Source organism: Paenibacillus shunpengii (genome assembly GCF_042684905.1).
GTDB classification, from domain to species: domain Bacteria; phylum Bacillota; class Bacilli; order Paenibacillales; family Paenibacillaceae; genus Paenibacillus; species Paenibacillus shunpengii.
This window is the reverse complement of record NZ_JBHUMJ010000003.1, coordinates 263168-277304: the sequence shown is the minus strand read 5'-3', so window position 1 is coordinate 277304 and position 14137 is coordinate 263168. Positions and strand designations below refer to the sequence as shown.

At 47.9% G+C, this 14137-nt stretch carries 12 protein-coding genes; 2 read left to right on the top strand and 10 right to left on the bottom strand.

Annotation, left to right across the window (positions count from 1 at the left end; all coding sequences use genetic code 11):
- Positions 1 to 23: 23 nt before the first annotated feature.
- The 3 genes from ACFSVM_RS15605 to ACFSVM_RS15595 all read right to left on the bottom strand — a co-directional run bounded on the left by ACFSVM_RS15605 (position 24) and on the right by ACFSVM_RS15595 (position 3626).
- On the bottom strand, positions 24 to 1718 hold the full coding sequence (locus ACFSVM_RS15605; RefSeq protein WP_090725663.1) for an extracellular solute-binding protein: 1695 nt from the start codon (positions 1716 to 1718) through the stop codon (positions 24 to 26).
- 133 nt (positions 1719 to 1851) lie between these two features.
- Positions 1852 to 2721, bottom strand: a complete 870-nt coding sequence (locus tag ACFSVM_RS15600) for a carbohydrate ABC transporter permease (protein WP_076314749.1) — start codon at positions 2719 to 2721, stop codon at positions 1852 to 1854.
- Between the two features lie 11 nt (positions 2722 to 2732).
- Positions 2733 to 3626: an ABC transporter permease gene (locus ACFSVM_RS15595; protein WP_076314750.1), complete on the bottom strand. Its 894-nt coding sequence runs from the start codon at positions 3624 to 3626 to the stop codon at positions 2733 to 2735.
- A 201-nt stretch (positions 3627 to 3827) separates the two neighbouring features.
- Between ACFSVM_RS15595 and ACFSVM_RS15590 the strand changes: the two genes are divergently transcribed.
- Positions 3828 to 5576 carry a sensor histidine kinase gene (locus ACFSVM_RS15590; protein WP_256209799.1) on the top strand — a complete coding sequence of 583 codons (1749 nt, stop codon included), beginning with the start codon at positions 3828 to 3830 and terminating at the stop codon, positions 5574 to 5576.
- A gap of 6 nt (positions 5577 to 5582) precedes the next feature.
- Entirely contained in the window at positions 5583 to 7235 is a 1653-nt protein-coding gene (locus ACFSVM_RS15585; RefSeq protein WP_090725664.1) for a response regulator, read from the top strand.
- A 111-nt stretch (positions 7236 to 7346) separates the two neighbouring features.
- Here ACFSVM_RS15585 and ACFSVM_RS15580 read toward each other — a convergent pair whose 3' ends face one another.
- The 7 genes from ACFSVM_RS15580 to ACFSVM_RS15550 all read right to left on the bottom strand — a co-directional run bounded on the left by ACFSVM_RS15580 (position 7347) and on the right by ACFSVM_RS15550 (position 14136).
- Entirely contained in the window at positions 7347 to 8531 is a 1185-nt protein-coding gene (locus ACFSVM_RS15580; protein WP_090725666.1) for a polysaccharide pyruvyl transferase family protein, read from the bottom strand.
- A gap of 496 nt (positions 8532 to 9027) precedes the next feature.
- Positions 9028 to 9603 carry a sugar phosphate isomerase/epimerase family protein gene (locus ACFSVM_RS15575; RefSeq protein ID WP_177178761.1) on the bottom strand — a complete coding sequence of 192 codons (576 nt, stop codon included), beginning with the start codon at positions 9601 to 9603 and terminating at the stop codon, positions 9028 to 9030.
- Between the two features lie 214 nt (positions 9604 to 9817).
- Positions 9818 to 10717: a sugar phosphate isomerase/epimerase family protein gene (locus tag ACFSVM_RS15570; protein ID WP_090725669.1), complete on the bottom strand. Its 900-nt coding sequence runs from the start codon at positions 10715 to 10717 to the stop codon at positions 9818 to 9820.
- Between the two features lie 5 nt (positions 10718 to 10722).
- Positions 10723 to 11529, bottom strand: coding sequence for an alpha/beta fold hydrolase (locus tag ACFSVM_RS15565; protein WP_076314755.1), 807 nt, complete (start codon positions 11527 to 11529; stop codon positions 10723 to 10725).
- Positions 11529 to 12392 (bottom strand): sugar phosphate isomerase/epimerase family protein, encoded by an 864-nt coding sequence (locus ACFSVM_RS15560; protein WP_090725671.1) that lies wholly within the window; start codon positions 12390 to 12392, stop codon positions 11529 to 11531. Before ACFSVM_RS15560 ends, ACFSVM_RS15565 begins: the two co-directional genes overlap by 1 nt.
- Positions 12389 to 13390, bottom strand: coding sequence for a zinc-dependent alcohol dehydrogenase (locus ACFSVM_RS15555; protein ID WP_090725672.1), 1002 nt, complete (start codon positions 13388 to 13390; stop codon positions 12389 to 12391). Before ACFSVM_RS15555 ends, ACFSVM_RS15560 begins: the two co-directional genes overlap by 4 nt.
- Complete coding sequence (locus ACFSVM_RS15550; RefSeq protein WP_256209814.1) at positions 13387 to 14136, bottom strand: ThuA domain-containing protein; 750 nt, start codon at positions 14134 to 14136, stop codon at positions 13387 to 13389. Before ACFSVM_RS15550 ends, ACFSVM_RS15555 begins: the two co-directional genes overlap by 4 nt.
- Position 14137 lies beyond the last annotated feature (1 nt).

The following is a 14137-nucleotide window of genomic DNA, read 5'->3' as shown; positions in this document are numbered from 1 at the left end:
GGACCACTTCACCATAAACGTTATTATTCTCCTTGAATGGATTGATACCAAGCGTTTACTTCCTCGGTAATCTTATCTCCGCCTAGTTCCTTCCACTGCGTTACAAAAGTGTCGAATTCATCAACTGGAGCCTTGCCGTAGATGATCTTTGCGAACGTTTCAGTTTCGAGCTTAATCAGCCCTTCCCACTTGGACTTCATCGTCTCTGTCATCGCACCAGTGAAAAGATCCTCAATGGATGTGTCTTTCATGTCCAAGGTGATTTGGGCAGCTTGCCATTCTAATACTGATTTAGGATCTGCTTTTTCTTTATCGGAAATTGAATTATAAAGTTTTGTTTCAAAAGGAGTAGAAGGTTTTTCCCCATTGTAGAACTTCTGGTAAGCATTTAGCTCCTGCATAGGGTCAAAGAACCACTGGCCACCAAGCATATATTTGAAGGGCTCTACTTTCGTTTTATCCGGGAAGTCAGCTTCCACGGAGGAAGGTTTGCCATCCTTCATAACGTAATCGTAACCTTCGAAATATCCATTATCAAACTCTCCGCCTGCCTTCGGATTGGAGAATTCGAACATTTTGTTGACATAGAGAAAAAATGCTTCCGGGTTCTTGAAGTCTTTGTTGATCAGGAAGGCACCAATCTGAACCGGGCTGTAACGTCTACCCGACTTGCCATCCGGACCTGTAGGCACCGGAATAGGCTTCACTGTTGCATCGGGTTCGTTCTTCCACAGGAAATTACGTACAGAGTTTCCTTGGAAGATCGGTCCGGTCATGATTCCGGATTTGCCATTCTTGAAGGATTCGTCACTTTTGCTTACATCGATCATGGCTACGTCCGGAGAGAGATAACCCTTTTTGTACCACTCAGCCAATCGGGCAAGCGCTTGTTTGACCTCCGGTTGAATGGATCCATACTCCAGCTTGTCGCTCCCGTTCCATTTGTTCCAGTAGTGCGGAATAACACCGTATGCACCGAATACCCAGCTAGTATCCCCGCGCCATGATGTATATGGCTTGCCCCCATCTTTAATGGATACAGCAAGCGGAGGGTTACCCAGCTCCGTACCTTTCATTGCTTCCATGACCTTCTCCAGGTCATCTAATGTCTTCGGCTCCTCAAGATTGGCCTTCTTCAGGAAATCAGTTCGGATCCATAGAAGCGGATCGTTATTCATGACTTTACCCAGCTGAGGAAGCCCGTAGCGTTTGCCGTCCTTGGTTACCTGAGCCCAATACATTGGGTCTTTCTCATAAATTTTCTTCACCTCAGGTGAAGCATATTTCTCGAAGTCCTCTGAAATATCTTTAAATCGGCCCGAATCAATCAGGTCGCTCATCAACTGAGGATCGGTGACATAGACAACATCGGGCATCTCCTCTCCGGAGGACATATCAAGCATGATTTTGGTCTTATATTGATCTTCTGCCGTCGTCCAATTGTACTTGATATCTATATTAAGATTGTCCTTTACCCACTTCGTTAAGATGTTGTTCTCCAAGGTCTCACCATTTTTGAATTTAAAGCTCGCGTTCACATATCCTACTGTGGTCATAGTGACCGGTGTCTCGAATTTCCCTTTTGAGAAACCGTTGTCCGAAGACGTCGCAGGAGCCGTTTCCGAACTGGAGTCGGACTGGGAACCCCAATTGCAACCCGTGATCGTCAAAGCGGTGGCTAATACAATAGCCGACAGTTTGTATAATGTTTTTGACATTTTATAACCTCCCTCGTTATTTGAAGCGTATAACAAATCCTAGTTTAAGGATAATGTAACCGGATTCAAAGAGTACATCCTTAAGTTCAGTTATGTTATCTTAAGACCCATTTAAGATTTTAATATTCGAGTATCAGCCCTTAACAGCACCCAGAACAATTCCTTTTACGAAAAACCGCTGGAGGAAAGGGTAGACTACAAGAATAGGGAGTGTACCTATAAATATCTTGGCTGATTTGAGTGTGCGCTCGGTGATATTAGCCGCGTCCTCTGCCGATGTCGTGATGCTGGGATCTGGCGCCTTCACCAAGGATTGCAGCAGAGTGCTCATCGGCCATTTATCCTGCTTCAAATAAATCAGAGCATCAAACCATGCGTTCCAATGGAAGACGGCCACGAACAGGATAATAGTCGCGATGGACGGCAGCGAAACCGGAAGGTAGACCCGAAGAAGGGTTGTGAAATGACCAGCCCCGTCGATCAGACTCGCTTCCTCCAGTTCCTTGGGAATAGCTCGGAAGAAGTTCAGCATAAGGATCATATTATAGACGTTAAGGGCGACCGGAAGAACAAGAGCCCAGATAGAATTCATCAGATGAAGCTTCTGGATGACAATATAAGTAGGGATCAGTCCGCCATGAAACAACATGGTAAACACAAAGTACCACGTGATCATACGGCCACCTTTTAGAGAATCCATCTTCGATAATGGATAAGCAGTCAAAACGGTAACCGTAATACCAATGCTGACGCCGAGTATAAGCCGGAGAACCGAGTTGGCAAACGAACCGATAAAGCCATCATCCTGGAAGGTCTGTATATAAGAGTCCAAATTAAAGTTCACGGGCCAAAAAGTTACACGTCCTGCCGTTACATCTACTCCCTCACTGAAAGAGACGGCCAATACATGGATAAGAGGAAGGATGCATCCGACGGCAACGGCGCCTAGTATCAGAACATTAAATGCGTAAAAGATTTTGTATGGTCTTGTTTTGTAATACATGATTAGTCCCCCTAGAAAATACGATAATCAGCGTAACGGTAGGCCAAAACGTAGGCTATAATGAGCATCACAAATCCTACCACGGACTTAAACATCCCTATTGCCGTAGCAAGTCCGAATTGGGAGCCTACCAATCCCACCCGATAGACGAAGGTGTCAATAATATCACCTTGTTCATAAACCAGAGGATTATACAAGTTAAAGATCTGGTCAAAGCCTGCATTCAGAATATTCCCCATAGCCAAAGTCCCCACTACTACAATAATCGGTACGATAGCCGGGAGAGTAACCGTCCATGTCTGGCGCCAACGGGTGGCTCCATCCATTTCTGCCGCCTCATATAAGGAAGGGTCTACATTGGATAAGGCCGCCAGGAACACAATTGTCGCGAATCCACATTCCTTCCAAATGTCCGATAAGACAACGATGAAACGGAACCAGTTTCCGTCCGCAAGGAACATGATGGGATCAAGACCGAAGAAAGGCAAAATCACCGTATTGATCAACCCCTGAGAAGATACCAGATCCGTAACAATGCCGCCCAGAATAACCCAAGACAAAAAGTGGGGCAAGTAGACGAGAGTTTGTACGATTCTCTTAAACATCATGTGTCGTATTTCATTTAACAACAAGGCGAAAATGATAGGTACAACTAGATTGACTATAATCTTCATAATAGCAATCAAGAACGTATTCCATATCACTTGAACACTGTCAGGTCTCGTAAAGGCTGTCCGAAAATGCTCTAACCCTACCCAATCAGAGTTAGTAATACCCAACCAAGGTTTGAAGTCTTGAAACGCAATAACTAACCCTCCCATGGGCAAGTAATGAAAAATAAATGTTAAAATAAAACCAGGGATCAGCATGAGATATAGCACGCTATTTTGTTTCCTCAAACTCATTTTTCCTCATCTCCTTCAATGTCCTCCAATAGCTGTATGCCGTTATGTTCACTCTAGCACAGGCCTAAAACACCGAAAAAGAACACGTTCTTAAGGTCCGATATGTTATATTAAGAATCCTGAACTCTACTATTTACTTTGCGTCTAGACTTGGTTTAGCATAATGTTAACTAGAGTCAGACAAGCCCGGAGGGGAATAAATTGCGGAAAAATAAGTTTCATACACTCAGTACCTTTGCCAAAATTAACCTGATTCTGCTATTTATGCTTATACCGCTTATTGGACTTAACTACTATCAAAATCTGATTGGAACGAAGGTTGTTCGCAATGAAATTCACCGTTCAAGCGAAACATACATGTCCTTATTAACCAGCCAAATTGAGACTATAGCCAACCAGATGTCAGTCTTCGCCCTGACCATGAACCGGGACAGCAATCTATCGACCTTTACTACATTCGAAGGGTCCAGGCACCCTTACGACAGGTACAACACAATATACAATATCTACGAAAAACTTAAACTCAACAGTCTGTCCCTTCCCTGGAACAACCAGATCACGGTTTATTCTCCCGCAAATAAGAAAGCGGTTTCAGATAGTGGACTAAGCACTTATGACGAGGCGTTTCTGAAGAACAACATGACGCCCGTTTGGAAGTTTATGCCGACCGACTATAAATACGGACAGCCCTATTTCATCCGACATTTTAGCGAGCCCAAGTATTCTTCCAATGCTCCGCTGGATTCCTACAGGATTGTTTCGGAGATTAGCTTTAGTTCAAATAATTTGATCAAAATGTTAGAAAAATTCAAGAACAGACACAATGTGCACGACCCTTTTCTGTACAGTCCTGGCTATGAACCACTTGTAAGCAACACTGCTCAGCTTGCACATATAGAACAACTTGGAACAATTCTGAATGACCAGACGATGACAAGCTCCGGTCATGAGACGTTGGAGCTCCAAGGCGAGAAATACTTGGTCACTTATAAACTAATTGATACGCTTGGCTGGTATCTAGTAGATTATGTTCCAATCCATGAAGCTTTAGCTCCCATTTATCGTTCCAGCCTGATCTTCTATACATCAGCTGCCGTATTAATTGTGCTTTGCCTTATTTTGTCGTATTACATTTACCGTAATGTACAGATTCCCATTCGTAAACTCTTGAAAGGTGCCCGTGCTATTGCGAAGGGAGACTTCTCCACACAGGTCGAGTACCATTCCAAGAACGAGTTTTTCGTATTGGTCTTTCAATTTAACAATATGGCCCGTCAGATCAAGGAGCTGATCGAGTCAATCTACGAGTCCAGAATCCGGTTGCAGCAAGCTACACTGAAGCAACTGCAATCCCAGATCGATCCTCATTTCCTGTACAACAGCTTGAATTTTATTAAGTACAGTGCTAAGAAAGGGGAGGAGGATGCCGTTGTCTCAATGACGGTGCACTTGGGCGCTTATTACCGCTCAGCAACTCGACTAGGTAAAGCCGAGACTACTCTGGAGGAAGAGCTTAAGCTGATATATAACTATCTTGAGATTCACAAGCTCAGAATGCATGGGATGACTTACGATATAAATTTGCCTGAAAATATGGCTGAAGTAGAAGTTCCCCGACTCATTTTGCAGCCTTTGGTGGAGAATGCCATTATTCATGGAATATCCAAGAGTGAACTAGCAGGCTATATTAGAATTACAGCCTCTACTCAGGACGGCTTCTACATGCTCTGTGTGGAGGATAATGGTCCCGGCATTCAGGAGCAGGAACAAAAAGCGTTGATTGCTCAGATCGCAAATTCGAAGGAAGAAGATGATCTGTGCGGATTATGGAACGTAGCCCAGCGGATCAATCTGAAGTACGGCGAATCAGCGGGAATTGGAATAGAATCATCATCTTATGGCGGGCTGAAGATATGGCTGTATTGGCCTTCGGCAGCAGACAAGGGGTAATGAATAATGGCTCAATTATTAATTGTGGATGACGAACGAATGGTAGCGGATTCGTTAGCTGAAACGCTGCCTTGGGTAGATCTTAATATTCACCATGTTTATACCGCATATTCCAGTAAGGAAGCATTGCAGATTCTGGCCACCTCTCCTATAGAAGTGGTTCTGACCGATATACGGATGCCGGGGTTAAGCGGATTGGAGTTGATTGAACGAATTCGCGAATTGAACCAAAAGACCAAATGTATCATTCATTCGGGACATGCTGACTTCGAATACGCCAAGCAAGCGATGGCATTTCAGGTAAGCGAATATCTGCTGAAGCCTGCCAGCGATGAGGAAATCCTTGAAGCGGTCAACCGCATGCTAGAAGCCTATCGTCAGGAGACGGAGGCACTCTATTCCGTCGAGAGCATGGCTTCTGCCATCAGGGAGCAGCTGCCCGTACTCAGGTCTCAGTTCCTCGACAGCTTGCTGGCGGGAAAACGATGGAATTCTTATGAGCTTGAAGGGAAGCTGAATCTGCTGAGACTTGCCTTTCAGCAGGACGACTCCATATCAATACTTGTCGTTCGTCTGGAGGAAGGCTTTCCCACCTCCGATTCACAGAGCCTTACACTGTTCGAGTACGCAGTTAATAACATCGCAGAAGAAACATTTGGAGAGCATTTTGATCTCCTTTCCGGTCGCGATCAACACAATTATTTGGTCTTGGTTGCCAAGCTTAAACAGAAGAAGGCTGCGGAGTTTTCCGAGCTTGGTGTAAACAGCAACGCCAGCTCTACGTTGTTTGAGCAAACCGCGCTCCAACTGCAAGAGAATGTTAAAGCGTATTTGAAACGGAATATTTCCCTGGTTATGAGCAGTTGGGGACAATTTCCTAACGATGTATCCCCGCTTTACCAAGAATCCATCACTATAATGCGACGCAACATCGGCAACGATCGGGATATATTCATACGTATGTCCGATAAAGGCTTTACTAAGCCTTATAAATCACTGCGAAGCCTATATGAAACGCCAACGTTGAATCAGATTATGGATATGGGGCAACGTGAGGCTGCTCTTGCCAAGATCGAGTCTATTACAAGAGAGCTGGAGGAGCATTGGAGCGGCTCCCAAGAGCATATGCAAGAGGTATTCCTGCATTTGGGAGCCTCCTTTACCTATACCGCACACCAGAACGGAAAGCCGCTAGAAGATCTGATTGGTATTGATTATGAGCCCTTTTATTCACGTCAACCGTTCCTGAGCATACGGCAATTAAAGGATTGGGCGCTACGGGTCACATCTAAGATCTTTGATGATCTGAATAAAGAGAACCTTAATGCCAAGAGTAATACAATTCTTCTTATTCAGCAGTTTATTAATGACAGACTGTCAGAGGATGTCAGCTTACAAGCCATATCCGACCATATCGGCATGCATCCGGCCTATCTATCCATGTTGTTCAAGAGTCAGACAGGGGAAAATTTAAGTGAATATATCATTCGTCTTAAGATGGAAAAAGCCGCTATGCTCCTCAAACATACGAATGAGAGGATTTATCAAATCTGTGCCAGTCTTGGATACCAGAACCCTCCATATCTTATTAAATTGTTTAAAAAATACTACGGTGTAACCCCGCAAGAGTACAGGGACGGACTAAACGGGCACCAGTAATAAGACAAGGGGCACCTATAAAGGTGCCCCTTGTCTTATTACGAGCCAGCTAATCTTCAATGATGTTAAATCATCGATGAAAATCCCTTGGCTCCTCACCACATCTTGCAATCAAGCGTTCAAACAATTCTTTAACGTGTCCACCATTTCCACATACAATTTCTCTACTTTTTGCTTGGCTGCCAGTGCCTTCTCCTTTGCCGCTTCGTTATGAATGGCCATATCTAGAACAGCTGGCACCAATCGGCTCATTTCTGCCTCTTGGTCTTGATCGAATAACCAATCACCCAACCCGATGTCCCTCCACATAAAGCCCTTAGTGGTCTGACCTTCCCACCGGCATACGATCGCAGGAATCCCGCTGCCAATACACATAATTGGGGAATGCATCTCACTTCCGAACAACCCCGCAGATTGTCTGTACACGCTTACAGCCTCATCCGTCAGCCAAAATTCACTTTTATAAACAACATTAGGAAGAACATCCTCCGGGAGCAGGTCATAAATCATTTCCTTCTCAAATGCCATCTGGCTCTTGTCCTCCGGGCAGAGCAGTACCTTCAGTCCCGTTTTCCTGACAACTTGAATGATCGCCTCTCGCAACGGCGCATTATCCTGTTCCTTCATTTGCTGGTTGAAAGCATCCTTATCGGCATCATACGGCCAATCTTTAATCTCCCAATATGGAGTATACCGGTGCCTCGAAATACAACAAAGAAACTTTCCTGGCTCCAACTTGTTTTCTCGGAGGAATACTTCTGCTTTCGCATCATTTTCCAAATCCACTGCGAATGCCGCATCTGGCCCGAATTTCATAACCGGACTAGAAACACCATCCTGGATTGCCTTTTGAAGGGATACAGAATCTCTAAAATAAATAAACTTGGCCAGGCTATGAATCTCCCGGCACCATTCACCTTCGTTATAGCCTCCATAAGTAATCCCGAATACCCCAAAAGGCTTCTTGTAAAACTTGACATAAGCTTCCGCCTCATCTCGCCCCACCAGCAAAGGACCGGAGCCGTGCAATAGGAAGGAACTTTCGTCAAGCGCCATCTGCAGCTCTTCATTGGAGGCTTTGCCGTCCTCTCCGATTGTGCCCTTTACCACCTTCAATTGGGGAAATCTGCGGCAGATCATATCCTCTACTTCAACCGTGAAGTCTTTAGAGGGCCATAGAACGACCTGCGTCTGCGGCATATATTTCTCTAAAATCGCTAATAGCCCAGGAGTATGAGCAATATCTCCAATGTTGACTACCTGCCAAGAGGAACGCAAAATAATCGTTTGTCTCATCTTTCCTCATCCTTTCATTATTCAATAATTCGGTTCCCTATAAATATTTTCTCTTCTATGGACCCTTGTCCCTTACAAATAAAATTGATCCGACGTATCTTCCAATAATATTACGTGTAGGCTCAAGAAGCTTAAATACCATTTTCTTAAGAGACATATGATTATCTTAATAAAAAAGATTGCAAAAACCGCTTCGCAGCAAGAAATACCTTATAGACGTCCGGCAGAATCACTTCAGATTTCGTAGTGACTGCTAAGAGCGGATGTACGCACCACAAGGCAACCAACGTATCCGGACCACAATTTGTCCAGGTTATTGTTGATTTGGTATTAAAGGAGAGTATCCAAAAGTATAATAGTGACCTAAAAAAAGAAGCAGTTCTTCAACTGCTTCCTTGTAGATTAAAGCCCAATTCCTCATTATAAAATTCTATTTAGAATCGATAGGCTGCAAAGCTTTCAGGGTTCAATAGTCCCCATCTCTCAACCTTATATCTCATCCTTTTGCAAATTCGGTAAAGCATAGCTCCAGGTACTCTGCGTTCTGTCGTGTGGCCGCTTCAGGCTTCGCCTTCGCGTAAGCCGACTCCTCCTCTACCATAATCCATCCTTCGTAGCCGGCATCACGAAGAAGCGAAACTGCCTCCGAATGAGGCAGCGTTCCCTGGCCCATGGTTCTCCACTCCCGCGTGTTCTCGTCATAATCCTTGAAATGTACATGGACAATACGGTTCCGGTGTCTACGGATCACCTCAAGGACATCCATACCTCCTCTGGCTATATGACCCGAATCCGGGCAATAGCCCACATACCGCTCATCGAGTCCGCGGAACAACACTTCATAGTCAGAAGCGGTACGGAATACAGACCCTGCCGGGGAATTCGGATGATATGCGCAGCAGATTCCAGCCTCTGCTGCCCGCTCCCCGATTGCTGTCTGGCCTCCAGCTCTCTGCGATCTGTACCGGGCAGCTGGACGGTAATCAGCTTGGCACCGGGAAAATGCTGCAGGTAACGAATTAAGCGGTCGGCCTGTTCTCGCTCCGCTGCACTCTCCTTCCCAGCCAGCCACGGCTCCGCCAGCGTTAATGCGGCAAGCTCAAGCCCTCTGGACTCAATTGCCTCTGACAGCAGGGCGGGGTCCTCATAATACGCCCCCAGCATGCAGATCTCCGCCTCGACCCCCTTAAAGCCGGTTCCGGCAATGACGTCGAGGATGTCGGAAAACCGATGTTTATAGACTTGATAAGTCATTTGCCAAGTATAGGTTTGACAGCCAAATCTCATCATTGCGTGGCAGCCTCCTTGACTAGCTGCTTAATGAAGGGAACGGCTTCTCTTCCCCACACTTCCGCCTCCGCATTGAAGCAGAAATCAACACACCACCACGAAAGTGCGTTGAAGGTGGCTGAATGGGATGCAAGGAGTGCTTGAAAGTCGATGTAACCGGCACCGAATTCGGCGTGTGTGCTAGTCTCCTCGCCGTGCAGTGTGCCGTCAGAGTCAATCAGATGAAAGTGCCCGATATGGCCATCAAGCAAAGATGCATACTCAAGGACTCCCCCGGTCAGCAGTTCCCTCTCCCCATCCTGTTTAGCACCTATCACACCGCTCATATAGGCATGGCTCGTGTCAAACAAGATCTGGAAGGAAGGATGCTGTACCTCTCGAACCGTTCTCAGCACCTCACTCGGCTTGTTCAGCCAAAAGCCCGGCTCGAACTCCCAGACCAGCCGAAGGCCGGCCTCAGCAGTGATCTCAGAGGAAGCATGCCACGTATCGATTAAACGTGCAAAGCGTTCCTGATACTCCCGACCGTTTAGCGGACCAGCCGGGGTCACTGTATCCACACGAAGCAAGTCAGCACCAAGATCCTTCGTAAATTCAACATGTCGCTTCAGCAGTTCCAGATAGGACTCCTTCGTTACGATAGCCGGAGGCACCATGCGAAAATCGGGGGCATAGGCGGATACTCCTAACCCATAAGACTGGATGAGCTGCAACAGCTCGGCCCTCATTTGCCGCGTTGGGTAAAGCTCCGGTACCGGGTGAGGAAGGAAGCCGTTCACCTCAATGCCGTCATAACCCGCCTCCTTAGCATATTTCAATACTCGCTCGAAGGGCCAAGGATTTTGCTCAAACGGTCCGAAGGCGAACGCCCAGGAGCCGATAGATAGTTGGGTCATACTTCTCAAGCCTCCCTCTGTTTCATTAGAAATGCTGTCGTAAGCCGATTGAACTCCTCCAACTGATCCCAATGGTGGGTATGCCCGCTGCCTCGGAAGACCGCCAACTCAGCATGAGGGATTTCCTGCTGGATCAATTGTGTTAGGGAAAGCGGTGTGAAAATATCCCGGTCCCCTACCGTTAGCAAGACAGGCACTTGAATTTCCCTTAGCCTTCCCATCGTATCGTGTGCGAGGCAAGCATCGCACTGGGCCTGGAAGGCGTGCACTGGCATCTGTCCTTTAGCGGCTGCAGCCGCTTGCTGCCTCAGGAGGAGATCATCCAAATGGTCCTCATGATATTGAGGAGTGAAGATAAACAGCTGCAGCAGGCGTTGGAATTCCTCTATAGGCAGAACGTCATACGCGGAGCGAAACGTTTCGAATATTCGTCTCGTGTAAGTATCACAAGCCATCCACGAGCAGTGCAAGGATAAGGAAAAGACCCGCTCAGGGCTCTCTAGAGCGACATGCTGCGCAATGGCACTGCCCATTGAGATACCGGCAATATGCGCTTTGGCAATACCAAGCTGATCCATAACCGCCAGCGTGTCCTGGGCCATTTGTTCGGTAGTGTAGGGTCCTGCTGGCTTATCTGAGCCTCCTGCCCCCCGGTTATCAATCCGTATGCACCGATAATGCTTCTCGTATTCTGCTGCATGCAGCTCCCACAAGGATCCGTCGGCCCCCAAACCCATCAGAAGAATGAGCGGGATACCCTTTCCTCGTTGCGTATAATGAATACGAATTCCATTTCGTTCGACATTCGGCATTAATCTGTTCCCCCTGCCTTAAGATGGCGACGAATATAGTCAATTCCGAGCCTGGCTGCATCATCGGTATGCTCGGAATATGCTCGCCAAATATGAAGCCGAGGGATCAGCCCCGGCACTGTTTGACTGAAGGCTTCGATGGTCAGCCATCCGTCATAGTCAATCTCCTGCAGCAGCCGGAACAGTGCTGGTGGAACCGCATGTCCTGAGCCAGGCACGCCTCGGTGATTCTCGGAGATGTGCACGTGATAAATGAACTCGGCGGCTTCCTGCCACGATGTCTCTACATCAGATTCCTCAATATTGCCGTGGTGGGTATCCGCCAGCAGGCCTACGTTGGGAAGTCCAACCTCACGGCAAAACCTCATTCCTTCCCGCAGTGTATTCACCATATACATTTCAAACCGATTCAGCGGCTCCAATGCAAGCCGAATGCCCAAATCCTGAGCATATTCCCCTGCCTCGCGAATCGTCTCTACGGCATAGTTCCACTCCTCTGGCTCGGGCCCACGTCCCGTGAAGCGACCTAATCCTTGAAATAGCGGTCCACAGAGCAGCTCCGCTCCGAGCTCCTTCGTGTTGCGGATAGCTAGCTTTAACGTGTCTGCCGCCGCTCTTCGCAGCATCGGATTCTTGCTTGCCGGGTCGGCGACGTTCGCATCCAAGGCGGCAATCGTCGTGCACTGAAGTCCCACTTCTCTCAGCATAGAAGCGATGCTCGAAGCTTCCGCGGCAGGGATGGCATCAGCGACCAGCTCGACCCCATCGAAGTCCCAATTCTTCAACTTCCATAGCAGCCCTTGGTGCTCCTCCGTTCTAAAGTTTTCTGTCCATAGAAGCGTGTTCATCCCAATTCTCATCATCGATCACCCCATGGATGTAGTAAGATCTTCCCGCTGCGCCCCGATGCCGATACCTCGAAGGCCTCTTGAATACGGCTCATCGGGAACGTATGCGTTATGAGCTGCTTCGCTTGGGGGGAGCTTTGAATCAGCTTGATGAGCTGAGGGTACTCGCGTAGATTATAGTGCCAGGAGCCGATCAGTCGAATACCCTTGCGCAGCAGATCCTGGCTGATCCGAATGGGAGTCTCTGCGTGGCATTCCCCGACAAATGCAATACTCCCCTTTCGCCGGACCGCATCGATTAGCAGACGGTGAGCGGCAACGGCTCCGGAGCAATCCAACCCGAAGTCCGGACCTTGTCCATCGGTCAATGACTTGATCTGATTCACCGCATCTTCCTGACGCGGGTCGATAATTTCATCGGCGCCGAGCCGCTTGGCAAGGTCGATGCGGTATTCGTTCGACTCTACCGCGATGACTCTCGCTCCGCGGTATTTGGCCGTTACGATGGCACCAAGCCCTACTGGTCCTAGTCCTGTAATGAGCACGGTGGAGAAGGCATCCACTCCCATCGTAGAAAAGGCCCCGTGTGACGGCCCTAGCGCGCAGCAGGCAAGCGATGCCTCGTCATAGCTAAGCTGATCCGGGATGGGAAGCAGCAGCCAGGAGGGCTTCGCAATATATTGGGCCATGGTAGGTGCGGAATAGGGAAAGCTGTGCTCGCAGTGGATGAAATCGCCCGTGATGCATAGCTGGCAACGTCCGCAAGGATACTGCGGCATGACGACAACCCTGCTGCCGACGGCAATGTTACTGCCCGAAGCTGTCTCAACGACCTCTCCTGCCGCTTCATGCCCCAGGCAGCTGCTTACATGCCCCTGCAGGAAGCTCTTGTATTCAGCGCACATTGGTGCCGTATGAATCTTCACCAAAGCCCAGCCCTCCGGCAGCGCCGGCTTTTCCCTATCCGTTATTACGGCAAGCTTCTCTCCTATGATTTCGGCTGCCTTCATCATCGACCCTCATCCTCCTTCAGCAGCCAGTGAATGGCATTGTTGATTAATCTTCGAAATTCCGGCATGGTGAACTCCTCCGGATGACCTAGGGTGGTCATGAATACATTGCCTCCCCAAGCATTCCTCCGGGTCCAAGCTACAGGTTGAATTCGAGGGGCATTGATCGTCTGCTCCTTGAGCTCCGGATCCACTGTATGACCGTTCAAGAGCAGCTGTGCTCCTTCAGGCGGATAGGGCAGTACGTGATACAGCCAAGACCGAACGTGAAAGCTTGACGGAAGCCCTTCCACTATGGGATGATGTTCAGCTCCCCGGCAGATCGAGACGTCAGTGCTCGATGAATGCCCATAGTGGCGAATCCAAGGCGCCCCAAGTACCTCGATCCCGAAGCGAGAATTCCATTCCTCCAGCGGATGTCCCTCCGGATAACGGAAACTATGCGTGCTGGTTCGAAAGCCTAAAATAGGCTTGCCAGATTGGACATAAGCGAGCAACGGACGAAACTGCTCCTCTGGCAGCTCGCGAAACCGTAGGTAGAGCACGATCAAATCCACTGAAGCCAGTTTCTCCAATCCCGGTAGATTGGCTGATTCCTTCGGTTCAGGAGAGGCAGTCAGTACTGTCACCCTCGCCCCATGCCCGTCGGAAATCTCCTTTGCTACCTGCGGTAAGGTTATTTCAGACATATACTCATCCTCTCCGGCAATAAATACAATGTGCTTGCCAGTTAGCGAATCTTTCTTCATG